Origin of the sequence: Shewanella litoralis (genome assembly GCF_009828585.1) — a bacterium.
GTDB classification, from domain to species: Bacteria; Pseudomonadota; Gammaproteobacteria; order Enterobacterales; family Shewanellaceae; genus Shewanella; species Shewanella litoralis.
In genome coordinates this window covers 93,016-116,603 of sequence record NZ_WSRZ01000014.1, presented here as the reverse complement: position 1 = coordinate 116,603, position 23,588 = coordinate 93,016, and the positions used below count along the sequence as shown (strand labels likewise).

23 protein-coding genes and 1 pseudogene are annotated in these 23,588 nt (G+C 42.9%); 9 read left to right on the top strand and 15 right to left on the bottom strand.

Annotated features, from left to right (window positions below; genetic code table 11):
- Window positions 1-22 precede the first annotated feature (22 nt).
- Window positions 23-685, top strand: a complete 663-nt coding sequence (locus GQA99_RS12650) for a DUF3047 domain-containing protein (RefSeq protein ID WP_160054245.1) — start codon at window positions 23-25, stop codon at window positions 683-685.
- 55 nt (window positions 686-740) lie between these two features.
- Here the strand turns inward: GQA99_RS12650 and GQA99_RS12645 are convergent, their stop codons facing one another.
- The 4 genes from GQA99_RS12645 to GQA99_RS12630 all read right to left on the bottom strand — a co-directional run bounded on the left by GQA99_RS12645 (window position 741) and on the right by GQA99_RS12630 (window position 4,827).
- On the bottom strand, window positions 741-1,076 hold the full coding sequence (locus GQA99_RS12645; protein WP_160054244.1) for a TehB family protein: 336 nt from the start codon (window positions 1,074-1,076) through the stop codon (window positions 741-743).
- Window positions 1,077-1,136: 60 nt separating this feature from the next.
- Entirely contained in the window at window positions 1,137-2,282 is a 1,146-nt protein-coding gene (gene norW, locus GQA99_RS12640; protein WP_160054243.1) for an NADH:flavorubredoxin reductase NorW, read from the bottom strand.
- Window positions 2,279-3,772 (bottom strand): anaerobic nitric oxide reductase flavorubredoxin, encoded by a 1,494-nt coding sequence (gene norV / locus GQA99_RS12635; RefSeq protein WP_160054242.1) that lies wholly within the window; start codon window positions 3,770-3,772, stop codon window positions 2,279-2,281. Before norV ends, norW begins: the two co-directional genes overlap by 4 nt.
- A 233-nt stretch (window positions 3,773-4,005) precedes the next feature.
- Complete coding sequence (locus GQA99_RS12630) at window positions 4,006-4,827, bottom strand: LysR family transcriptional regulator (protein ID WP_229785880.1); 822 nt, start codon at window positions 4,825-4,827, stop codon at window positions 4,006-4,008.
- A gap of 114 nt (window positions 4,828-4,941) precedes the next feature.
- Here GQA99_RS12630 and GQA99_RS12625 point away from each other — a divergent pair, with 114 nt between their 5' ends.
- Both GQA99_RS12625 and GQA99_RS12620 read left to right on the top strand, forming a co-directional pair.
- Entirely contained in the window at window positions 4,942-6,132 is a 1,191-nt protein-coding gene (locus GQA99_RS12625) for a YbfB/YjiJ family MFS transporter (RefSeq protein ID WP_160054240.1), read from the top strand.
- Between the two features lie 133 nt (window positions 6,133-6,265).
- Window positions 6,266-6,724, top strand: coding sequence for a GNAT family N-acetyltransferase (locus GQA99_RS12620; RefSeq protein WP_160054239.1), 459 nt, complete (start codon window positions 6,266-6,268; stop codon window positions 6,722-6,724).
- A 45-nt stretch (window positions 6,725-6,769) separates the two neighbouring features.
- On the opposite strand, the gene GQA99_RS12615 is transcribed toward GQA99_RS12620, so the two are convergent.
- Window positions 6,770-7,339 carry a VOC family protein gene (locus GQA99_RS12615; protein WP_160054238.1) on the bottom strand — a complete coding sequence of 190 codons (570 nt, stop codon included), beginning with the start codon at window positions 7,337-7,339 and terminating at the stop codon, window positions 6,770-6,772.
- Window positions 7,340-7,377: 38 nt separating this feature from the next.
- A complete protein-coding gene (locus tag GQA99_RS12610) occupies window positions 7,378-7,860 on the bottom strand; it encodes a L,D-transpeptidase family protein (protein ID WP_229785884.1) in 483 nt (160 codons plus the stop codon).
- A 210-nt stretch (window positions 7,861-8,070) separates the two neighbouring features.
- Here GQA99_RS12610 and GQA99_RS12605 point away from each other — a divergent pair, with 210 nt between their 5' ends.
- Together GQA99_RS12605 and GQA99_RS12600 are read left to right on the top strand one after the other, a co-directional pair.
- Complete coding sequence (locus GQA99_RS12605; protein ID WP_160054236.1) at window positions 8,071-8,901, top strand: ion transporter; 831 nt, start codon at window positions 8,071-8,073, stop codon at window positions 8,899-8,901.
- Between the two features lie 86 nt (window positions 8,902-8,987).
- Complete coding sequence (locus GQA99_RS12600) at window positions 8,988-10,481, top strand: MATE family efflux transporter (RefSeq protein WP_160054235.1); 1,494 nt, start codon at window positions 8,988-8,990, stop codon at window positions 10,479-10,481.
- An 88-nt stretch (window positions 10,482-10,569) separates the two neighbouring features.
- Here GQA99_RS12600 and GQA99_RS12595 read toward each other — a convergent pair whose 3' ends face one another.
- From GQA99_RS12595 to GQA99_RS12580, 4 genes are all read right to left on the bottom strand, one after another.
- Window positions 10,570-10,794 (bottom strand): DUF2986 domain-containing protein, encoded by a 225-nt coding sequence (locus GQA99_RS12595; RefSeq protein WP_160054234.1) that lies wholly within the window; start codon window positions 10,792-10,794, stop codon window positions 10,570-10,572.
- 205 nt (window positions 10,795-10,999) lie between these two features.
- Complete coding sequence (locus tag GQA99_RS12590; protein WP_160054233.1) at window positions 11,000-11,449, bottom strand: hypothetical protein; 450 nt, start codon at window positions 11,447-11,449, stop codon at window positions 11,000-11,002.
- Between the two features lie 163 nt (window positions 11,450-11,612).
- Window positions 11,613-11,969, bottom strand: a complete 357-nt coding sequence (locus GQA99_RS12585) for a glutaredoxin family protein (RefSeq protein ID WP_160054232.1) — start codon at window positions 11,967-11,969, stop codon at window positions 11,613-11,615.
- Window positions 11,970-12,076: 107 nt separating this feature from the next.
- Window positions 12,077-15,289: a DUF748 domain-containing protein gene (locus GQA99_RS12580; RefSeq protein WP_160054231.1), complete on the bottom strand. Its 3,213-nt coding sequence runs from the start codon at window positions 15,287-15,289 to the stop codon at window positions 12,077-12,079.
- Between the two features lie 339 nt (window positions 15,290-15,628).
- On the opposite strand from GQA99_RS12580, the gene GQA99_RS12575 reads away from it, so the two are divergent.
- The 4 genes from GQA99_RS12575 to GQA99_RS12560 all read left to right on the top strand — a co-directional run bounded on the left by GQA99_RS12575 (window position 15,629) and on the right by GQA99_RS12560 (window position 17,483).
- Window positions 15,629-16,012, top strand: coding sequence for a GNAT family N-acetyltransferase (locus GQA99_RS12575; protein WP_160054230.1), 384 nt, complete (start codon window positions 15,629-15,631; stop codon window positions 16,010-16,012).
- Window positions 16,013-16,167: 155 nt separating this feature from the next.
- Window positions 16,168-16,866 carry a DUF445 domain-containing protein gene (locus tag GQA99_RS12570; protein WP_160054229.1) on the top strand — a complete coding sequence of 233 codons (699 nt, stop codon included), beginning with the start codon at window positions 16,168-16,170 and terminating at the stop codon, window positions 16,864-16,866.
- Window positions 16,867-16,957: 91 nt separating this feature from the next.
- Complete coding sequence (locus GQA99_RS12565) at window positions 16,958-17,308, top strand: VOC family protein (protein WP_160054228.1); 351 nt, start codon at window positions 16,958-16,960, stop codon at window positions 17,306-17,308.
- Window positions 17,283-17,483: a DUF1289 domain-containing protein gene (locus GQA99_RS12560; RefSeq protein ID WP_160054227.1), complete on the top strand. Its 201-nt coding sequence runs from the start codon at window positions 17,283-17,285 to the stop codon at window positions 17,481-17,483. The genes GQA99_RS12565 and GQA99_RS12560 overlap by 26 nt, the downstream gene beginning before the upstream one ends.
- Window positions 17,484-17,500: 17 nt before the next feature.
- Here GQA99_RS12560 and GQA99_RS12555 read toward each other — a convergent pair whose 3' ends face one another.
- The 5 genes and pseudogenes from GQA99_RS12555 to GQA99_RS12535 all read right to left on the bottom strand — a co-directional run bounded on the left by GQA99_RS12555 (window position 17,501) and on the right by GQA99_RS12535 (window position 23,328).
- Window positions 17,501-18,007 carry a GNAT family N-acetyltransferase gene (locus tag GQA99_RS12555; protein ID WP_160054226.1) on the bottom strand — a complete coding sequence of 169 codons (507 nt, stop codon included), beginning with the start codon at window positions 18,005-18,007 and terminating at the stop codon, window positions 17,501-17,503.
- Between the two features lie 87 nt (window positions 18,008-18,094).
- Window positions 18,095-19,759, bottom strand: a complete 1,665-nt coding sequence (asnB, locus tag GQA99_RS12550; protein WP_160054225.1) for an asparagine synthase B — start codon at window positions 19,757-19,759, stop codon at window positions 18,095-18,097.
- 439 nt (window positions 19,760-20,198) lie between these two features.
- Window positions 20,199-21,851: a M28 family metallopeptidase gene (locus GQA99_RS12545; RefSeq protein WP_160054224.1), complete on the bottom strand. Its 1,653-nt coding sequence runs from the start codon at window positions 21,849-21,851 to the stop codon at window positions 20,199-20,201.
- Between the two features lie 125 nt (window positions 21,852-21,976).
- Window positions 21,977-22,411: pseudogene (locus GQA99_RS12540) on the bottom strand (HAD hydrolase-like protein); the annotation flags it as partial.
- Window positions 22,412-22,491: 80 nt separating this feature from the next.
- Complete coding sequence (locus tag GQA99_RS12535) at window positions 22,492-23,328, bottom strand: DUF8453 domain-containing protein (protein ID WP_160054223.1); 837 nt, start codon at window positions 23,326-23,328, stop codon at window positions 22,492-22,494.
- Window positions 23,329-23,588: the final 260 nt, after the last annotated feature.

Here is a 23,588-nt window from a genome sequence, read left to right as displayed (position 1 = left end):
AATAGCAAAATTGGAGAGTAACATGTGCAAATGGATATTCGTGTTATTGAGTTTTTTGCTATGTGTGAGCGCGCAAGCGGTCACCAATTTAACGGCGTTGAGTGAGCAAGGCATTGAACAATGGCAAGCGAAAGAATTTTCAGGCAAATCAATTTATAGCGTTGAACAATACAAAGGCCAAATGGCACTTAAAGCCATTAGTCAAAATTCGGCCTCTGGATTGGTGCTAGAAAAGAAAATTGACCTCATTGCAACGCCTTATCTAAACTGGAGTTGGCTAGTTGAACAGACGTTGTCGCCGTTAGACGAGCGAAGTAAAGCGGGTGATGACTTTGTGGCGCGAGTTTACGTCGTTATTGATGGTGGTTTTATGGTGTGGAACACCAAGTCATTAAACTATGTTTGGTCGAGTAATCAAGACAAAGGCTTGGTTTGGAACAACGCTTTTGCTGGTTCAAGTGTTAAAATGATGTCTGTGAGAGGACAACAATCACAACGAGGTCAGTGGTATGAAGAACAACGCAATGTGTACCAAGATTTGATTGACACATTTGGGGATAAAGGCAGTCAAAAAGCTAACCGAAAAGCGTATCAATACATTGATATAATTGCGATTATGACCGATACCGACAACAGTGGTAAAGATGCAGAAACGTATTATGGTGACCTATTTTTTAGTGAATAAATCAGTGGGGCAGCTTGTTGCTGCCCCTAATCGCGATAAAAGTATCATTGTAAGATTATTTGCTATTAAACATCGCTTGGCCGGTTTTATCTTTTTCGGACCAAAAGTTAATATTGAATTGCGCATCTGGGCTTAACTCAATGCGATGCCAGTACTGCGGAGGGCTGGTGGCAAATTGGCCCGCGTTAATCACCACTGTCACTTCCGGTTCGGTTGCTTCGCTGTCGGCAAAACCATAATAAGTGACCACGCCTTCCATTACGCATAACTGACCAAAAACACCTTCGGCGGTATTATGGTGAGTCAGTAGGGCCGCAGGTACATTGTCTTTGGTAAAAAATGGGGTAGAGCGTTGAATGGTCCAGTTTGCTGGAATACGTTGATGAGACATAATGTTCTCCTTAGGGTGCTGTTTACATTACCAGGTAATCAGCACCGATTTAAATATAGGTTAAAGGTTTGCGGGTAAAGCCCTGAGTAACGGGAACGTGTTGTTCATATGCTCTTGGGTGACCACAAATCCTATAATTTGTTTTTGCTCGTTAAAGGCTTTAACTGAACAGCCATTAGCATCAATATCTACCTGCCAAGACGCCACATCTTTAACCGTGCTGCCACCTAATTGAATGGGCATTTGTGGGGTTTTAACCTTAACTAACATCGCCGGTAAACTTAACGTGGTGGGTTGGCCTAATAAGGTTTTTGCCAGTGCATTGGCGCTTAACAAAATGGGCTGCAAATACGACATCACTTTGCCATTGATTTCGGCGCAATCGCCTAAAGCATAAATATGCTTAACCGAGGTTTGCAGCTGCTGATTAACCACTATGCCGTTATTCACCTCAAGGCCTGTTTGTGCAGCTAAGGCCACATTAGGCTTTAATCCGGCTGCCGAAATAACGCAATCGATATGATGGGTTTTGCCAGAACTCAGCGTGGCACACAGGGTTGACTCATTTTCATTAAGTGCCGTTACCGTTTGGCCAAACTCAAACTCTACACCGGCTTCAGTAAGCTTAGTTTGCAGCGCAGACGCAACGAGGTCGGGCAACATGTTCGCCATTACGCCTTTACTTGGGTCGACCACCACCACGTGTTTACCGCTGCGACTTAAATCCATTGCGATTTCGGTGCCTATCAGCCCCGCGCCAATCAGCATTATGCGCTTCGCCTCATGCAATTGCTGTTGTGCGCTGGCAAACTCTTGCAGGCTGTTTAAGGTCATCACTTTGTTACTCGCGTCACCTTGCATAGTGGGGACAAATGTTTTGGCCCCAGTCGCCAACACTAATTGTGAATAAGGGTAGGCGACATCGTTAACCCATACACGTTGTTGTTGGCTATCAATGCTGTCTACTCGCGTTAAGGCATGCAAAGTAATGTTGTACTGTGCCGCAAACTCCTGCGCTGATTGGCGAATTAAATCAGTACTGGTTTGCTGATTACTAAATACATGGCTCAAATCTGGTTTACTGTAGTCGTGACCTTCATCAAGGGTAAAAACGGTAATCGGTTGTTGTGTATCTGTACGTCTAATGGTTTTAATTAATTGATATGAACCAAAGCCGCTGCCAATAATGATGATAGGTGCACTCATGATGCTTTCCTCTGTGCAATCGGTGTAAATACCTCTTTACCTAAACCACAATCAGGGCAAAGGAAAAAGTCTGGTACTTCGCACCAAGGCGTTCCCGGCTGTACATCTTGGTTTGGCTCGCCTAATACGGGTTGATATACCCAGTTACACACGGTGCATAGCATCTCTTGTGTATCGCTAATGCTTGCGCTTGATGCACATGGTGTTGGTGCTGCAGGTGCTACAGTTTCTGTTAATTTAACCGCTTGATTTTGGTTAAGAGGCGATGAAATAGAATCGACATTGCTGAGATCGTGTAACGCCCAGCTTTTGGCTATTTGGCGGCCATGTTCACGGCATTCGCGCATGGCTTTTCCGTCGGGTTTCCATTTTGCTTTTAGGCCGACAGTGGTTTCAAATCCGGCGTCGGTCAGGCGAGTGTGAATGCGGTCTACTGCGCCGCCATTCCAACCGTAGCTACCAAATGCACCGGCTTTTTTATCTTTAAAACGTAATCCAGTGATTTCTTCTAGCATGCCTGCCACTTTTGGCATCATGACATTATTCATGGTTGATGAGCCGACTAAAATCCCTTTAGAGCGAAATACATTAGCAAGAATGTCATTTTTGTCGTGGCGCGCCACATTAAATACTTTAACAGAAACGCCAGGGTCAACATCATGGATCCCCTGAGCAATGGCATCTGCCATCAAACGGGTGTTGTTAGACATTGAGTCGTAGAAAATAGTGATGCGGTCTTCTTGGTAGTTATCAGCCCATTGCAAATACTGATGGATAATCTGTGTTGGGTTATCACGCCACACCACGCCATGGGCGGTGGCAATCATATCAACAGGCAGGTTAAAGCCTAAAACCTCGTTAATTTTAGCGGTTACCAGTGCACTAAACGGGGTTAAAATATTGGAGTAATAGCGTAAGCATTGATCCATTAATTCAATCTGATCAACTTCATCATTAAACAAGCGTTCATCGCAGTAATGTTGACCAAACGCATCGTTACTAAATAACACGGCATCTTCGGTTAAATAGGTCATCATACTGTCTGGCCAGTGCAACATTGGGGTTTCAATAAAGACCAATTGCTTGCCGTTACCGATATCTAGGCTATCGCCAGTTTTGACAATATTGAAGTTCCATTCAGGGTGGTGATGCAAGCCGGTAATAGAGTCGATGGCATTTTCGGTACAATAAATTGGGGTATTAGGAATTTTTGCCATGAGTGCGGCTAATGCGCCAGAGTGATCTTCTTCAGCATGGTTTATCACAATGTAATCAATTAGATTAAGATCAATTTCCATCTCAAGGTTTTGAATGAATTGTAGGCTGAAACGATGGTCAACGGTATCGATTAAGACATTTTTTTGCTCACGTATAAGGTAACTGTTGTAACTGGTGCCTTTAGTGGTTTTATATTCAGTGCCATGAAAATCAAGAATTTCCCAGTCGCGTTGGCCAACCCAGTTGATGTTGTTTTTAATGTGAATAGTCATATTTACACCTGTAATAATTGAAAGTTAATCGTTAAAAAGTAAAGTTCTTATCTGTTAACGATGTTATTGCAGGTGTCGTGCCAATATTTTAAGTTGTTATTTATCAGTGCTTTATTGTTTTGCTGTAAATCTACAATGTCATATAGACAGTAGTGGCTGGTGTAAAAATGACACCGGTATAGTCATAATGACACCTTTGAGGCGTCCACTTCTGTGTGGACAATATGGTTAAGTTATTTTGTCAGCAAGGTGGCTAGGGTTAAAATACCAGACTCTAATGGGCTGCCTTTACGATAAACAATCGATAACTGAACATGTTTAGGGCCATGGCTCACAGGTGTCATCACCAATGATTTTTCATAGCGGCTGCCAGCCACCATATTCTTACCAATAATGGTATAACCTAAACCTGCAGCAATGCAGCCTAACACGCCATCTGCACTACTCATTATCATGAGTTCATCATTGCCTCGACCTGCTTGTTGGCGCCATAGCATGGCATGTTGTCGGTAACCACAGCCTTCATCTCTCACCAATAATACCGGGTCATATTCGCTGTCTCGCGGCGTCACCATGATCAATTCTTCTTTAACGATTGGGATCACTACCAGGTTTTCATGTTTTGGGGCATTGCCTATTGCGGCACAATCCACCTTATTGTTAAGCACTGAAAATACGAGCCTTTCACTGGTGTCGGTATGAATTTTGGTGCGAATTTCAGCATGGTTGAGCTTGAGTTGTTTAAGCGCTAATGGCATGTGTACGGCAGCAAATGTTTCGGGCATACCGACACGTAACTCGTAAGTGTCTTTATTACGTGAAATAGCTGAAATAGCTTGATGTTGTAATAACAATATTTGCTCAGCGTAATCGTATAACTGTTGCCCGTTTGGGGTTAACTGCAGCTTTCTGCCTATCAGTGTAAACAGTTTGGTGTCGAGCTCTGCTTCGAGCTTCTTAATCCGGTTAGTAATATTAGACTGCACGGTATTGAGTTTATCTGCCGCGCCTTTAATGCCTTGTTCATCGACCACGGCTTTAAACGTTTTGAGCATTAACATTTCCATATAGTTCTCAATATAAGAAGTTTTGGTTCAAAATAATTCAATTTTTAACATTAGCAGGTTGACGTATTGTTTGTTAATCATTTTTCGATTAGGCGCAAGATAATGTTAAAGGAATTGACCGCTTTTCGTGTGTATTTTGCAGGTATTTGCAGTTTAATTGTCACCGTTGGGGTGGCACGATTTTCCTATAGTTTGTTATTACCGATAATGCAGGACAGTGCTGGCTTAACTGAGTCTGGTGGTGGTTGGTTGGCGACCACTAATTTTATGGGTTATATGTTTGGCGTGTTTGTGGCGGCGAGCATGCATAATCTGCATTACAAATATAATTTACATCGTGTTTATTTACTCTTGAGTGTGGTGACTTCTGCCGCCATGGTGGTGACGACTGATATCGTCACTTGGGCGGTATTACGCTTTTTCGCCGGTGTTTGTGCCTCTGGCGGGTTTATCATTGCTTCTGGTCTTATCTTAAAGTGGCTGGTAAGACACAATCACCGTGCAGAATTAGGGATCCATTTTGCGGGTGCAGGCTTGAGCATTATTATCACTTCATTATTATTCGAGCTAATGCTTGGGCTGTCGGCTGATTGGCAGCAGCAATGGCTGGCCCTAGCGCTGCTGGCTGTTGTGGTTTCTATTCCAGCGTGGTTGTGGATGCCGCATCCAACAGCGGGTGAGCAGCAAGGCGAGGTTGCTAACGATAATCCACCCAGCCGCGAATTTAAGTTGCTGATGATGCTAGCCTATTTTTGTGCCGGTTATGGCTATGTCGTTAGCTCAACCTTTATTGTCGATATTGTCGAGCGCACAGAGGGATTACAAGGCCAGGGCAGTTTAGCATTTTTGTTAATTGGTATTGCTGCCACGCCTGCCGCATTAGTGTGGGATAGAATTGCCCGCAAAACCGGTTATGTAAAAGCGTTATTAGCCGCTTACTGTTTGCAAGCCGTGGGGATTATTCTGCCTGTGATGAACGACAGCTTAACCGTGGTGATTGTCAGCGCGTTATGTTTTGGTGGCACCTTCATCGCCTGTGTCAGCTTAGTGTTAACCATGGCGGGTAAGTTTTATCCCAGTAACCCCGCCAAATTTATGGGCACCATGACCTTATCCTATGGCGCGGCGCAAATTATTGCGCCTGTTCCGACGGGCTATTTAGCCGAATACTTTGGTAATTATGATATTGGTTTATATGTTTCGGCCAGTGTAGTGATGATGGGAACGCTATTTTTACTCGGTTTACTTAGACTCGAAAGTCGCGCTGTGGCTAAAAAGCTTGTTGTTAATTAAGGTGATTTTATTTAACGTGTAGGGGGTCATAATTACAATTTAGTTGCGAAATTTAACCCCCTAGCCGTGTGGCTAAAAATTGTATATAAATTAATGCTTAACTAAAACACTTACCCCTAAGGAATGTTAGTAGATGGAGATACAAGTGGATGACTTACAAGATGCAGGGGTCATTGAATTATTACAAGCGCACTTAGCTGATATGTATGCAACTTCGCCACCCGAAAGTGTCCATGCCTTAGATATCGATGCGCTAGCTCATCCTAGTATTACGTTTTGGTGCGCGAAGCTTCAAGGCGAGGTATTAGGTTGCGTGGCGATAAAACAGCTCAATGAAACCCATGGCGAAATAAAGTCAATGCGCACATCCGCAGCGGCGAGAAACCAAGGGGTGGCCACTGAATTGTTATTGCATTTGCTCAATGAGGCTAAGCGTCGTGGTTATCAGCAGTTGAGTTTAGAAACCGGCTCGATGGACTTTTTTGCCCCCGCAAGACGTTTGTATCAACGTCATGGTTTTGAGTATTGCGGCCCATTTGCAGACTATCAGGCTGATCCTAATAGTCTGTTTATGACACGATTCATTGATTGAGTGAATAGAGGTCAGTGTTGTTTTTGCTCGAGCCGAGTAATGTGCTTACTGTTCGCTGGCGATAATAGTTTGAATATCATGCGGATGCACTTTTACGCAAATGCCATTGGCTTTAAATGCAATGGTTGGGTTGGCTAAGCGTTCGTTATCACCTTTTGGTGAGCTCTGTTTCACCTTAATCTTTCCAACCCCAGCTTGAGCATTATCGATAATGCTGGCCAATTGTGGTGCGTGTTCAATTAGCTCGGCAACAAGGGCTTCACAGGTTTGCGCTTGTGATGGAAACACCAACTCAATATGTTCCCAACCTTCTACTGGGTAAGCTTTATCTGATGGAAAGGGCAGTTCAACACAGGTGATTTGCATAGAGCCGATCACTAACGGCTCAGTAAGCTTAATGATTAAAATGGGCCTGCCATTAATCATGTTATTCGATATTACCTCACCATATTGGCTAAATTCATCAGCAAGTAACTGCGCTGTTTGGTTGTTATTGACGCGCAATGCGGCGTGATCGGCCTGTAAAGATAAACGGTCTAATCCTAGCTGCTCAATAAAGGCGGTTATCCGAACGCTAAAGTCAGCCCAGGTTTGTTGTAGATGTTGGTAGTTCATGTGCTCACTCAAACAATTAAAAGCGAAAACGACAGTGGCTATGGCCAAATTTCAATTGGGGTGCCGGCATCAATCATTTGCCAAAGCTCGTCCATTTCTTTGTTGGTGACCGCAATACAACCATTGGTCCAGTTGTATTTTTGAGCTTCTTCTGGCGGTAACGGCGAGCGTGGGTTTTCTCCGTGGATCATAATCATGCCACCTGCAGGAATACCGAGTGCATCAGCACGTAATTTATCTTCTTCATTAGGGTATGAAATATGAATAGACTTATAAAAAGCACTGTCTGACTTTTTATAATCTAAAGTGTAGCGGCCCTGTGGCGTGCGTTGATCGCCTTCTTTGAGTTTGTGGCCTTGTGGCACATCGCCCATAGCAATCAGGTAACTCTTGACCACTTTACCGTCACGCATGACTGACATACGCGATTCTGATTTATTGACCACTACAAGGTCGACTTTGGCTTTTAACGATTGAGACGATGAAGCATTTGCCAACAGTGGGCAAAAAAACATAACCATGAATAATATAGGAAGCGCGCGCATGAAATCTCCGTAAACCAATGACCATTTTAATTTTTATTGTAAAATGACTGATTCCGAATGTTAAAACTCGGCAGTCAATGTTAGATTTTAACGACATCAAGGGTTAATTGATATTAGTTAACCGTGTTTATTTGCAAGTTTTTTGCAAGTTCGTCTAAAAGATTACCTAATATAGCGAAACCTGAAATGAATACCGAAGAAAAGTCCGACAGCCCGCTAAAACAAAAACTGCGAAATGTTATTTTTGGCACTGAAACACCAGAGGGTAAACGGTTCGATATCATATTGATGATATGCATTGTGCTGAGTGTAGTGTTGATTTTTATTGACACTATTGAGCACATCAATGAGCAATATGGTCAGCTTATTAGTATCGCAGAATGGAGCTTTACGGTATTGTTTACCGTTGAGTACATATTACGGTTATATTGTTCCCTCAATCGTTTACACTATGCCCGCAGTTTTTTTGGTGTGGTCGATTTAGTGTCGATTTTACCCAGCTATTTAGGCTTAATCTTCCCGGGAGCAAACGTGGCCTTGGCGCTACGGGTGTTGCGTTTATTCCGGGTGTTTAGAGTGTTAAAGCTATTGCGCTATTTAAGCGATGGCCACTTGTTATTAAAAGCCATGGTGCAGTCTAGCCGTAAAGTGTTTATGTTTTTCTTTTCGGTCAGCCTCATCATCATGGTGCTCAGTGTGATTATGTACGTGGTCGAAGGGCCAAATAATGGCTTTACCTCAATCCCTAAATCCATGTATTGGACGGTAGTGACCATTACCACCGTCGGCTATGGCGATATTACCCCGCAAACGCCATTAGGTCAGGGTATTGCCGCATTAACGATGTTGATTGGCTATTCGATTATTGCCATACCTACGGGGATTTTAACTGCGGAGATTTCTCATGAAATGGTGAGAACCCGCGATTTACGTAAGTGCAGTAATTGTGGCAAAAAAGGCCATGATAACGACGCAGAATACTGTAATCATTGTGGCAGCGAGTTAGAAAAACTCTGATGTGCATTATTAATTTTGCCATTTTTAGACCCAGCTCTTTATCATCGAAAATTGTTTTGCTGGGTGATTTTTATTAAAGGATAAGCATGACCACAGCTAAGTTTGTCGAAGGCCCAATTTTACGTCACATATTGGTGATGAGCTCGACCGCTGCGGTCGGTATTTCGGCGCTCTTCGTTGTTGATTTACTCGATATTTTCTTTTTAAGTTTGTTGGGCGAAGTTGAACTGGCTGCCGCGGCGGGTTACGCCAGCACTATCTCATTTTTCACCACCTCGATTGGTATTGGCTTGTCGATTGCGCTTGGCGCTTTGGTGTCCAAAGCTGTCGGCTCAAAAAATATCGAGTTAGCAAAACGGTTGTTTTTAAACAGTGCCATCGTGACGCTATTAACCAGTGTGCTGGTGGCCATTGTTGTGTACATTTTTATTCCTGAGTTATTAGCACTTGTTGGGGCGACAGGGCGCACAGCTGAACTGGCTGAAAGCTACCTAATCATCTTAGTGCCTTCGTTACCGTTTATTTGTTTAGCCATGGCGTTAGGCGGTGCACTGCGTGCGGTGGGCGACGCTAAATTGTCGATGATGTCGACATTAGCTGGTGGCGGCGTCAATGCGGTGCTTGATCCTATCTTTATTTTTACCTTATCTATGGGGATAGAAGGCGCAGCTGCGGCTTCGGTATTAGCCCGTATCGCGGTATTTATTATCTCTGCCCGTGGCGTGGTGGTTAAGCATAAGTTAATGGGGCGATTTTCCTGGGTGGAGTTTAAACAAGATTTAGGCGTGATTTTTGCCATTGCAGCTCCTGCGATGTTAACCAATGTGGCTACGCCCATTGGCAATGCGGTGGTAACGCGAGCCATTGCAGACTTTGGCGACAGTTATGTTGCAGGCTGGGCGGTGTTAGGCCGGTTAATTCCCGTGACCTTTGGGATGATTTTTGCTTTATCGGGTGCCGTTGGGCCCATTGTGGGGCAAAACTTTGGCGCAAATGAGTTCGAGCGAGTAAGGCTAAGCTTGACCAAGGCAATACAATTTTGTGTGGTGTACGTATTAGCCATGTCTCTCATCCTGTTTTTGCTGCGTAACGTAATTGTGAGCAGTTTTGACATGAAAGGTGATGCAGCCGAGTTGATTTTGTTTTTCTGCCAGTATATTGCAGTATTCTTTATTTTCTCGGGGATTTTATTTATTGCCAATGCCTCATTTAATAATTTAGGTAAGGCCAAGTATTCAACCTTGTTTAATGTTGGCAAGGCCACCGTGGGCACAATCCCATTTGTGTATTTTGGTGCCCAGTGGGGTGGGGTGTATGGCGTGTTAATTGGCCAGGTGATTGGCGCGATTATCTTTGGTGTTGTCGGTATGCTGTGTGCGTATCGCCTCGTTGATAAAATCAGTCAGCAAGGCCTGGTGTCTGTTGATGCCAATAAAAAGCTATTAGAAGATGATGCGATGAATATTGATATGGTCGCTGCGCCATTACCGACCTCGGGACGAACCCAAATGGGCCAGTTAGATGAAGAACCTTTGTGTAAGCAATTAGCCCAACAAGATGCTAAGGCAAACAAAGAGTAATGAGTATAAAGTGAATGACATCAAAAAGCCCCTATGACGATTAGCGTCATAGGGGCTTTTTAGTTGCGCGCAATAGACGCCAAGTGATTTACTTTTTGTCTGCCGTTTCCGGTGTTTCAACAACGGCTTCAGCTGGTGCGTCGACTTCGTTATTGGCTGCTTGCTCATCTGCTGCTAACGCAATTTTTTCACGTTCAGCTTTAGAGATATAGCGTTCAACCGGTTTGCTACTCGGATTTGATGGCACCACTTTGTTGGCACGTGCTTTGGCACGTTTGGCCAACTTTTTGATCATTTCTTGCTTTCTATTCATCTGACTTCTTACTGTGTAAACGACAAACTATTCATATCATTTCAGAAGATAAATGGCTTATCAAAGCGTGAAGACGCTGGTCTAACTGCCATCGGCGACTTCACGAGAAAATTGGAGGCTAATTCTAGCGTAATTGCCACGCTGGATACAGCAGTTTATAAAATACCGATCAAATGAGCCACTCAAGCGAGTACCTGAAATAAGCTTAACGACCGAATTTTTGAATGTCTTCCTCGGTGGCGCCATCGTTACACTCACCGCGAACTTCTGCGCGATCGGGTTCAACATAACGACTTAATTCGACAAAACTCGCTTTGCAGTAACCGCTCATTTCGATGGTTTTTTGTAAGCCTAAATCAACTTGTTGATGCCAAAGCTCCAGGCGTTCTTCTGCATTACGTTGCTCAATAATATAGCTTTGCAAGTCTTGTTTGCGGCGGTTTATCCGTTGTTCATGTGGTTGGTCGTTTGGCAGAGGGCGATCTGTTACCGTGGCCAGTTTCGCTTTATACGTAAAGAGTTTAATGCCATCGCCTTTTATTTGCGTGCTAAACGTATCGCGAAATTGTCCGGCAAAATCCATTGGATCAGGTGGGCTTGCACTGCATGCACTCAATAACACCACGCCACATATTACCAGACTATTTTTAAACACAGATAAACCCCTAAAGCACAATAATGGCGTAAATCATAACCTAAGCGGTTGGATGGATGATAGCCCACAGCAAGGTAAATTAACTTAAAGAGGGTGTTTACACTGTTAATCAGCAAAAAATAAGCCGCAACAAGTGCGGCTTATTTATCAATGCTAAGGGCATCTAGGCAAATCGTTCGTTTAAATAGCTCGTAATGGCTTTAGACTCGTACAACCATTGTGTTTGGCCGTCCTGTTCAATACGTAAACACGGTACTTGCAATTTACCGCCTTGTGCTGTGAGTATTGCTTTGTTTTGCTCTTGCTTGGCATCAACAATGTTGATGTTCAAATTTTGACGACGCATTTCACGGCGTACTTTTACACAAAACGGGCATGCAGCATATTGATATAACGCCAATGACTGAGTTTGTTGGTCGATAACGGCTTGTTGCTCTTGCGGGCGTTGGCGTTTTTTAGGCGCAAATACGAAATTTAATAACAAAATAATTCGACCTAAAATCCAGCGAACAATGAACATATCTATCCTCAAGTATCATCACGTGAAGACCAAACCGTTGTGGCGGCATGGCCTAAATTAAATTAGCCGCAGTCTACTCCAACTTTAGCGCAGATAACAAGCCCGGGTTATTTTGCTTGCAACTCTAACAATGCTGATGCCGCAGTTTGATTGGTGTTTATACGGCTTTCGAGCACAAAAACTTTTCCTGCATCAATTTGGCCTTGTTCGACTAAATAGGCTTTCACTGCTCTGGCGCGTGCTTGAGCAAGCAGACCTAAATCATCAATGCTTACCTCTTGATTGTTTTTCAACATATTGTACAGCGCGATGTGCCAGCGTGTTGTAAGCTCTTGCAGGCTAAGCTCGGGAGCTTCTGCCAATAATGTCTGTTTGATAACGTTTGGCTGTTGCCCTAAATCCTGTTCCACTAGCACATAAAGTGCATCGGTGAGCGGGCCTGACTCTGGGTACTGACTTGCCGATAAATGTTTGGGTAAGTTACGCAGTTTAATGGCAGCCGTTTTGGCCAGTTTTTTGTGAAGTTTTAGTTCTGCTAATGCGGGCTTATCGTTAGCCACATCAACACTGCCCTTAATATTGAGGTTTAATAACGGTCTTTCTATTAAGGCGCTGGCTAATTTATCCAGGGTTAATTGCTGTTGGTGCTCAATAGCGCTGACTCCATAATCAAAGCCGACTTTATCGATGGCTTCTTCACCGCCAACAAGCCCAGCTATAAATGAAAACGGTGAGGTTACGGCTTTGGTGATCAAATTACCGATGGCATTAATTATAATACTGCCAAAGCTAAAACTGGGGGAGTTAATGTCTCCAGACACATCAACCCCTAAATCTATTACTCCGTGACGGTCTTGCAGTAATGCTACTGCCAAGCTAACCGGTAAGCTGGTTGCTAAGTCGCTATTACTGCGTTTGCCCAGTTGTAACTGGTCGATAACCAGGTGATTACTGCCAACAAGCACGTTGTCTTTTAATTTATAGTTTAAATCAAGCGACAACTGACCTTTGTCGATGTAATAGCCAGCGTAAGTGCCCGAATAAGGGTTAACCGATGTGAGTTCTACTTTTTTAAAGTTGAGGTTTAAATCTAAGTAGGGTTGCTCTAGTAGCGGATTAACATCACCTTTTAAGGTCACCGGCGCATATTTATCTATTTTACCGGCTAAGTCGACTGATGCAGTAGTTTGCGGGTTAGACGATAAATTTGTGATTTCGCCATTGAGCATTTCAATGCCTGAGGCAAAATTGGGTGTTAACGAGTTATCCGCAAAAAAGGCTGAGCTGTCTTTAACCGCAATACGATTAATGTTGAGCTGCATTTCTGGTGTGTTGGTAGCGCTTTGTTGTTCGGCGATGTCATCTGTAGCCGCTAACTTAGGTTCCGCCGAACTGTCCTTTACTGTCACGCCGACTTGGTCTTGGCTATTGTCATGGATCAATTGGCTAATATTGGTACTTCGGTCTGCAGAAATAATTAAACGTGCGAAGAGGGCGTCGAAGTCAATTTCGTCTATGTCTATTTTTGCTTGTTTACGGTCATAAGATAGCTGGTTTATCGCCATGGTTTCCCAGTTTAATAAAGGCTGCTTAAGCACGTTATCTTTAATGTCGAGCTGTTCAATTTTAGCACTACCTTGATATACCAAAGTTTCGTTAGCGTCTGCGATGAGTTTGCCTTGAGTTGAAAACACTCCATCTTCTAAAGTGACATTAATGTATGGGGCGATATACGGCTGCAAGCGCGTTAGCATCATATTGCTAAAATCGATGTCAGCTTGAATACTTTGCGCTAATACATCCACTTGACCACTAGAGCTCAATTGGCTTTGACCGTTAATTTCGGTTGAGAATTGATAATCTATCGGACTGGAAAAATCAGATATGATTTTGCCTGTGCTGACATTAATTGGCCCGAGCTGCCAAATGATGATGTTGTCGCTAGCAATGCCTTCGCCTAATGCGACTTGATACTGTTCGAGCTTAATTTTGTTAAGTGTGACAAGCCATGGCTTGCCTTGACTGTCTGTGTTTGTGGCATCAATTTGTACAGCGCTATTTGACGTTTCAGTGTTTGTCATTCCACTCGCTATGGTTTTAGAAGCGTCGGTTTCATTCTCTGTAATTTCAATCGCGGCTGTTTCTGTCGCTGCGTTTTCAGTCGTAGCCGATTCAATTGAAGTTGCTGAAGCGTCACTTCCAAGCTCTAAATCAGTGTTTTTCGGAAGTAACAAGGCAACAAGATCAGCACCTGTGGGAGTAATATTAAGGTTAATTTTGCCATTTTCGCTGTAAAATTCATCAATGGTGACTTGTTGTTTTGGGGTATCAACATTGATGTTATTTAACGCCAGAACATCAATCGAGATTTTTTCATCTTGTTGGTGTACCGCTTTTACGTTTTCAATCACCACCCGAGCTTTGGCAATGTGAATATCACTTATTGGCTCGAGCTGAGCATTTTGCAGGGCTACACGAAAGTGTCCGTTTACGCTGAGTTGGCCCTGGGCTAAATTGATAGCAAATAATTGGTCGATAAAAGACCAGTAGCGCGATAAATCGATGTTGGCAACCTTGATATCCCCCTGAAGCATGAGTGGGGCTAACTGTAGCTGTCCTTGCAGGCTTAATGCCCCCTGGAATTGATCTTCAATGGCGATATTAAACTGATTAACCAGGTTTTGTTGATCATCAATAGCCGCCATAATACTGTCAAATTGGCTTAGTTTTAGTTGGATATTTGGGTAGCTGATTTTTGTGTCAGTGACCTTATCGTTTAACGTGAATGTTCCGTCAATGAGTTGAATATTTGCCATGCGCATCGACAGCATTTCTGCCGATTGAGGTTGTTGCTCTGCTTGTTGCACGCTGCTATTACTGGCTATGTGTTCAATAATGTCAGTGAAGTTAAACACATCATGTTGTTGGTTATCTTGACTGCGGCTCACTTGAATTTTAGGTTGTTCAAGCACGACATCTTCGAGGACTAACCCCATTAACCGGATCGATTGCCACACTTGTAAGTTGGCATATAAGCGTTCAAAACTGACAAATTGTGCATCTTGTTTTTGCTCGTTAATGGTAAAGCCTGTGACAGTGAGCTCTGTGGTAAATGGGTTAATCTCAATGTTTTGCAATGTTACCTCGCGACCTAAAATGTCGCTTAATTGCTGTGGCAATTGCTGTTTAGCAACCGCTGGGATTAATCCGCCTAATATGGCACAAAAGAGTAGATACAAGCTCACAATGGCCAATAGCCATTTTTGATAGCGAGGACGGCGTTTAACGCCTGTGCGAAGTTGAGCAAAAAAGGATGTCATAGGAAATTTCTTGATAAATGCAGGTTCACAGTGAGCCATAGTAACAAATAAATTTCGCTACTAGGGATTATTTTACAGTAGAAACAGATTAATTTACTTTGTGCTTTATTGATGCTAGATTGTTAAATATCTAAATTAAGTTTATGTAATTAATAGATTTTATATTCATATTGTGACGATGTTTTGTTCGCTTAGTAAACTAATACTTTGTTCACAATTACATGCACTGGCTGTTTGCGCATAAAACCACCCGGTTGTTTACGGCGCCGAGTACAGTGACTCATTAACTTAATCAATAGCGAGTTATCTCGCTGTGATGACTATTTTCAAGGATGATAAATGCAAATTCGTCTTGCTTCGAGCATCGATTTAGAACCACTGAGCACCTTGTTTGATCTGTATCGTCAGCAATTAAATCAACCCCAAGATTATGCCGCTTGTCATGCCTTTTTAAAGCATCGCCTGGCCGAAAACGACACGATGATTTTTGTGTGCATTAAAGATGATAACATGGTGGGTTTTACGCAATTATACCCATCATTTTCATCTTTATTACTTGCCCCAGTTTGGTATTTAGAAGACGTGTTTGTGTTAGCAGAATATCAACAACAAGATGTTGCCGATCAAATGCATCAAAAGGCAGAGCTGTTGGCACAAAGCACTGGGGTGTTATTGATTAACCGTTATGAGCAACAAGTTGCAAATGAACAATGTACAGCTTAAGACTCGCGTAATTTATTGACCGACACTGACTACAAGCTATAAACCTCGGTTCTATTTTCTGATAAAATAGTCGAGGTTTTTTTGTGTCCTCTATATAGGAACTACATTCAAAGTGTGGCCGATTATCGGGGCGGAATAATGTTAAGGAACAGAGATTGAACAAGAGCGTCGCGACAAATTTAATAGCCGCCATTTTTGTATTGGTTGGTTATGGCTTAGAACAGCAAATCGTATTCACCATTGGCTTATTTGCGTTATCTGGCGCAATAACTAACTGGTTGGCCATTCATATGTTGTTCGAAAAAGTCCCGGGGTTATATGGTTCGGGCGTGGTGCCATCGCGTTTTGAAGAGTTTAAGGCCGGTATTCAGCATTTAATGATGCAACAGTTCTTTACCCAGGAAAACATTGATCGATTTTTAACGAGCAGCAGTGCCAGTCATATTGATTTGACGCCCGTGATTGAAAAAATTGATTTGGCGCCGTCTTTCGATGCACTGGTTGATACCATTGAGAAGTCATCGTTTGGTGGCATGCTGGCAATGTTTGGCGGCACAGAAGCGCTTGTCCCATTAAAAGAGCCTTTTATTGAGAAAATGAAACAATCTTTGGTCGAACTCGCGCAAAGTGATCAATTTAACGCTATTTTAATTAATGAGCTTGAGAAACCGAGTGTTATGGCCGATATGCAAGCTAAAGTGGCTAATATTGTTGAGCAACGCTTAAACGAACTGACCCCAGAATTGGTGAAGCAGATTGTGCAAGATATGATTAAAACGCATCTTGGTTGGTTAGTGGTATGGGGCGGCGTGTTTGGTGGCATTATTGGTGCGGCGGCTGCGTTGGTACAATAAGTCGTTGGTGCAATAAGTCGGCAATAAATTACATGCCAAAGCCACTGTATACATTAGATACAGTGTTTAATTCAATTTAACTGAGGTCAATATGAGCCAGCACAACAAGATTAATTATCTCGAAATACCGGTAAAAGATGTGCTGGCCACTAAAGCTTTTTTTAGCCAGGTGTTTGGTTGGCAGTTTCAGGACTACGGTCCTGATTACAGTTGCTTTTTACAGGTGGGTATTGACGGCGGTTTTTACCAGTCGTCAACCCAATTTACTTTAGCAACTGGCAGCCCGTTGATTGTACTTTACAGCCAGGATTTACTGGCGACACAAGCCGCAATTACCCACGCCGGTGGGTTGATTAGCCGCGATATTTTTAGTTTTCCAGGTGGAAGACGTTTTCATTTCAAGGACGTAAATGGTAATGAATATGCGGTATGGTCAGAATAAACCCACAGTTGAAACGCCTTGTGTTAGGCATTGCTGCCTAGACAGTAACGATGTGTGCTTAGGTTGCCGTCGCTCTTTAGATGAGATCTTGGCTTGGCATTCGATGAACGATCAGCAAAAAAGCGCGCTGATAGACATTATGCAGCAACGCGCTATTGCCTGTAAAAATCGTTAAGACTATTGGCGTTAGTGTTATGAGGTCGTTTGTGTCTCAATGTCAGTTCTAAAAAGAATAAACCCGCGCGCTTGATAATTGTGCAGTGCACTTGGGTGATCTAACGAGCAGGTATGCACCCATACTCTTTGGGTATCGGGTAGTGACCAGGCATGTTCAATAGCTTGCGTCAGTAAATAGCCGCCAAATCCTCTACCGATAAAACGCTCTGCTAAACCAAAATACATAATTTCGACATTGCCATTTTCTTGTTGCTGTAATTCAAAATAACCTGCTGGCGCCCCATCGACATAAGCAACATACAAATGCAGGTTATCGGCTTCGCTATAGGCTTGCCATTGGCTGTTTGTCCACGTCAGCTTATCAATCCATTCCCATGCTGCGCCCACAAACTGATATAGAAATCGATTAAACTGATATTGTTTAACCTTGGCCTCGATTAACGTTAATCCGTTTGATTGCGGCTTAGCGTTGAGTTGACTGCGGTCGGTCATTTCTAAATTATAAATACTGATCTCTGGCATTTATTGGGTTCTCTTTTTGTGCTTTTGAGTGGCAAGTATAAACAAAAACACCACCGATTAAGGTGGTGTTTGCTATGCGACTTGCTATTAATAAGCGCTAGCGTGAACGTTTTTCACTGCGCGGCCCGATGGGTCGTTAATGCCTTGTAAGCTTGCATCCCACAACAGAGCTTCTGGCGTAGAGCAGGCTACTGTTTTACCACCCGGTACCGTTTCTGCTGCACTGGCTAGTGGGAAGAACTCTTCAAAGAAGCTGCGATAGAAGTACGCTTCTTTTGACTCCGGCGTGTTGTATGGGAAACGGAATTTAGCATTAGCAAATTGCACGTCATCAACGTTAGCTGCAGCATGTGCTTTTAAGCCGTCAATCCACGAATAGCCTACACCATCGCTAAATTGCTCTTTTTGACGCCACACCACTTCTTTCGGTAATTTGTGCTCAAATGCTTGACGTAAAATGTGTTTCTCGATGCGGCCATCTTTAGACATTTTGGCTTCTGGGTTTACACGCATTGCCACGTCAATAAACTCTTTATCTAAGAAAGGCACTCGGGCTTCTAGTCCCCATGCGGCCATGGCTTTGTTAGCACGTAAGCAGTCAAATAAATGCAGTTTATCTAACTTGCGCACTAATTCTTCATGAAATGCTTGAGCGTTAGGCGCTTTATGGAAATATAGGTAACCACCAAATAATTCATCAGCACCTTCGCCAGATAGCACCATTTTAATGCCCATGGCTTTGATTTTTCGTGCCATTAAGTACATTGGCGTTGCGGCACGAATGGTGGTGACATCGTAAGTTTCTAAGTGATAAATCACTTCTTTAATTGCATCTAAGCCTTCCTGGAAGGTGTATACAATAGGGTGGTGAATGGTGCCAATGGCATCGGCCACTTTTTGCGCGGCAACTAAATCTGGAGATTCTGCTAAACCCACCGCAAATGAGTGAAGTTGTGGCCACCATGCACCCGTTTCACCATCGTTTTCGATACGGTGCTTAGCGTAGGTTTGAGTAATGGCTGAAATCACAGACGAGTCCAAACCACCTGATAAAAGCACGCCGTAGGGCACATCTGACATTAACTGACGTTTTACCGCCGCTTCTAATGCTTCACGCAATTCTTCAACGCTAGCTGGGTTGTCTTTTACTGCATCAAAATCTTTCCAATCACGTTGGTAGTATTGGGTTGGTTTGCCATCGGCTGAATATAAATACTGCCCTGGTAGAAACTCCGCTACCGTTTTACATACTGGCATTAGCGCTTTCATTTCAGAGGCTACATAAAAGTTACCTGATGAATCAAAACCTGTGTACAGCGGAATAATTCCAATATGGTCACGGCCAATAAGGTAAGTGCCTTTGGCTTTGTCGTATAGAACAAAGGCAAAGATGCCGTTGAGTTTGTCTAAAAAGTCACAGCCATATTCTTGATAAAGCGATAAGATCACTTCGCAGTCTGAGTTAGTTTGATACTGGTATTTATCGCCTAACTGCGCCTTGAGTTGCTTGTGGTTATAGATTTCACCGTTAACGGCAAGCACAAGGTTTCCGTCTAGGCTAATGAGTGGCTGGGCACCGTGGTCTACGTCAACGATGGCAAGACGTTCATGCGCTAAAATCGCTTTGTCGTCTGCGTAAATGCCAGACCAATCAGGTCCGCGGTGACGCAGTAACTTTGACATTTCTAAAGCAACTTGACGTAGTTGGCTTGCATCTGTTTTGATATCTAAAATTGAAAATATTGAACACATAATACGGCTCCAGCAGTGTTGGCTAATCTTTATCTGTTTGCTACTTTGCCAGCATTTTCGTTAACTGCCAAGTCTATTTTTTGAGATAACGTCACAAATAAGCTCATTTTAATGATTTAATCTCTTTTTGTTTTGCGTTTGATTGGTGATTGTTTTGTATAAAGTTGAATTTGTTGTTGGATCGATAATTATATTGCCAAAATCGCCAAAAAATTTAGGATTTATCAATACAAACTCAATAAATTCCTAGTTGCACTGAACGAGTGCGTTTGCCGTTTATTTGAACAAATTAGCTGTGATAGCTGTTTTCTTGGGATTCTGCAGCCAAAGTGAGCGGGTTATGCCCCGATGCAATGCACAACCATTGTGCAAAAAACATAAAAAAAAGCCCATCAAACAATGATGGGCAAATCCTTGGGTGGGAAGGAATACGAAGAGATTAGTTTGCTGGTCGAAGCGGGTGAAACTCTGAGCCGGCATAATAGCCTGGCCAATCTTGATTGTTACCTAACTCAGCAGCTGCTTGGTAGTACACGCCCAAATCTTGTAATGCGCCAGACAAATCCCAATCTGCACGGTAATGATCACATACGTTGTGATAACAGCCTTTCATTTGCTCACTCATTGTCGCTTTATACTTCGCGGTTGCTTCATCAAGCGGCTCTGCGCCGCCACCGGCAAATACCGCTGGAACGCCTAACTTGGCAAAGCTGAAATGATCTGAGCGGAAAAAACCGCCAGAAGCGGGATTGCTTTCGCCAGTGGTGACCCGGTTTTGACTTGCCGCTGCCTTATCTAAATACACTTCTAACTCAGACTGGCCTTTGCCGACAATGGTGTAATCTTTGGTTTTACCATACACATTGGTACTGTCGAGATTAAATACCGCCACCGTTTTATCGATAGGATAAAGTGGATTGGCTGCAAAGTAGCGTGAACCGAGTAAGCCTTGCTCTTCACCCGTGGTGGCAATAAAGGTTAATGAGCGTTTAAGGCCATTACCCGCTTTAGCTTGCTCGGCAAATTGACGGGCTATTTCTAAAATACCGGCGGTGCCTGAGGCATTATCTAGGGCGCCATTGTAGATTTGGTCGCCTTCTTTACTGTCATCGGTACCGATATGATCCCAGTGAGCGGTAAACAGAATATGTTCATTAACCTGGCTAGAACCAGGTAAGGTGGCCACGACATTATAACTGTCGGCATAGTCCGCTTTATTGGTAAATTCGATAGAGGCATTTTGGGCTAAGTCGACATTTAATGCGCTGTCTGCCGCGCGGTCCATTAACGAAGGTAATGATAAGCCCGCTTTGTTAAACAAGTTATTGGCAATGTCTAAGGTTATCCAACCTTCAACTTGTACTCGTTTGTCTTGTTCAGTTTTGTTCAGCACTAAATCTTGTTGCGCACCTGTCCAGCTGTTTTCAACCACAGACCAAGGGTAGGATGCGGGTTTGGTGTCGTGGATAATAATCGCGCCCAGTGCACCTTGACGGCTGGCTTCTTCAAATTTGTAGCTCCAGCGACCGTAATACGTCATGGCATTGCCATTAAACTTTTTATCATTAGGGTGGGCAAAACCTGGATCATTGACCAATATAATGGCTATTTTGCCTTGCATATCGATGTCTTGATAATCGTTCCACTCGTATTCCGGTGCATTGATGCCATAACCCACAAATACTAATGGGGCATCTTTAATACTGACTTGTTGATTGTCGTGGCGACTGCCTAGCACAATATCTTGGCGATATTGCATTGCTATACCCGCTAAATTGACCTGTTGTTGTTCGCTCGCGGTGTAACTCACCATCGGCACAGGTTGTAAAAAACTGCCATTATTTGCACCGATAAGGCCCATTTTGGTAAATGCGGCAGACAGATAGTTAAGGGTGAGCTTTTCGCCCTGGGTTGTGGGTGCGCGGCCTTCAAATTTGTCTGATGATAAGGTTTCAATATCGGTTCTAAAGCGCTGCTCGTCAAAGCTCACTTGAGTTGTTTTTTTTGGAGTATCTTGTGCTGGGGTGGTTGACTCACCACCATTACATGCACTGAGCAGCGCTACAGCGCAAAGAGGAAACAGTCGTTTCATGCTCTATCCTGATTATCGTTTTTATTATTTCGGACCAGCATAATGAATCAAGCCAGCGCGCTATGACAAGGGCTCTGGCTTGATAATGTGTTACCTAATGTAAATGTAATGACTTACATGTGTCTTTACACCACGTCAATATCACCGGCGCATGCAAACACATGGTTTGGTCTAAATGGCTCTTTTTCAATGTCGCTCATTTGGCTCACGCCACTGGTGACTAGAATGGTTTCAAGCCCAGCTTGAAAGCCCGCTAAAATATCGGTGCGCATATTGTCGCCAATAATAATGGTATTTTCAGAATGGCCTTGAATATGATTCAGCGCTGAGCGAATAATCCATGAGCTTGGCTTTCCCACGTAAAAAGGCATTTTGCCGGTAATCCGCTCAATGGCGGCACACAATGCGCCACAAGCTGGGCTATAAGCTGGGCCGTGTGTATCAGGGTTGGTGGCAATAAAGCGCGCGCCGCCTGCTACAAAGCGAGACGCTTTATGGATCATGTCCCAATTGTATGAACGGGTTTCGCCCACAATCACAAAATCTGGGTTAATGTCGGTGGATATTGACACCTGAGTTGAAGGCTTAACCCTTACTATAACAAGAATACGCAGATGTGTTTAGTAAGGGCGGCAAAAAATTACTTCGTGTTTTTTTGAAGAAATTCGGCATGCCTTTTTTTTATCGCTTGAGTTTGAATATCTCGATCTTTTGCGGTGTAAGTATTAACATTTAGCTTTTTGGAGGATGTAGTCATTTGCTCAATTACCTTTCTGAGTTTTTCTAAATCACCAGCCATTTTATGTAGAGGGTCGCCACCACCTATTTCTGTAATGCCTTTGAATTCAGCAAAGTCAATCGTTAACTCATTAGTATAGATGTTACCTTCAACATCTGAATATGAAACTTCTATTGTGAAAAAATGGGTGAGAAAATCATCTTCTTTAAGGTCAAAAAAACTAAACAAGAAGCTATCTACTTTTTGACGAATTCCTAAAGAATGCATGCCATTAGAAAAAACATGAAGTTCTAGGAATGCATCTACAATTATATTATTGCCTTTAGCAATTTCATTACCATTTTTATCAATAAACTTGAAACTAACATTTCTCGCAATACCTTTTCCTAAGTTGGATACATCAACCATCATTAAATTAAATGATAAATTACTATGTTTAAGCGCAACTGAAACGTTAGGTCTAATATTCTCTTTTCTAAGATTGTTAACTTGCTCTATTTGAGCCTCTCTTAGATACCAAGTTTCTTTTGCTAAAATGAATGTTAAAACTGCGATCGCAACTGTAGCAACTGCTGACACCCAAGAAGATAATGAGTCAGCAGTTAAAACAGAAGATACTTGAATTTCAATGCCTACAACAATTCCGAGTATAAAAATTAATGGAGCACATACAAGCCCAATAATTATGACTAAAGGGATTAAGCTTCTCTCATTTTTACGCTTTTTCGTAACTTCCATGTGTGCTCCTATTACTGTGCAAAATGCTATTAAAAGCATTCTATCGCGTTATGTAGATATGGCAAGAAGTAGGGGAGGTAACTAGCTGTTTTAAAATGAGGTTTGTGAAGTAGTGCAGAGGGCGTTACTATAAGTGCAATACGTATTAGACCACTGTAATGGCTAAGCCCGCTCAAGTCAGCTAACCCTTACTATAACAACAATATGTAGATGTGTTTAGTAAGGGCTTCAAATCGCTTTAAAGCGATATTTTAATGATC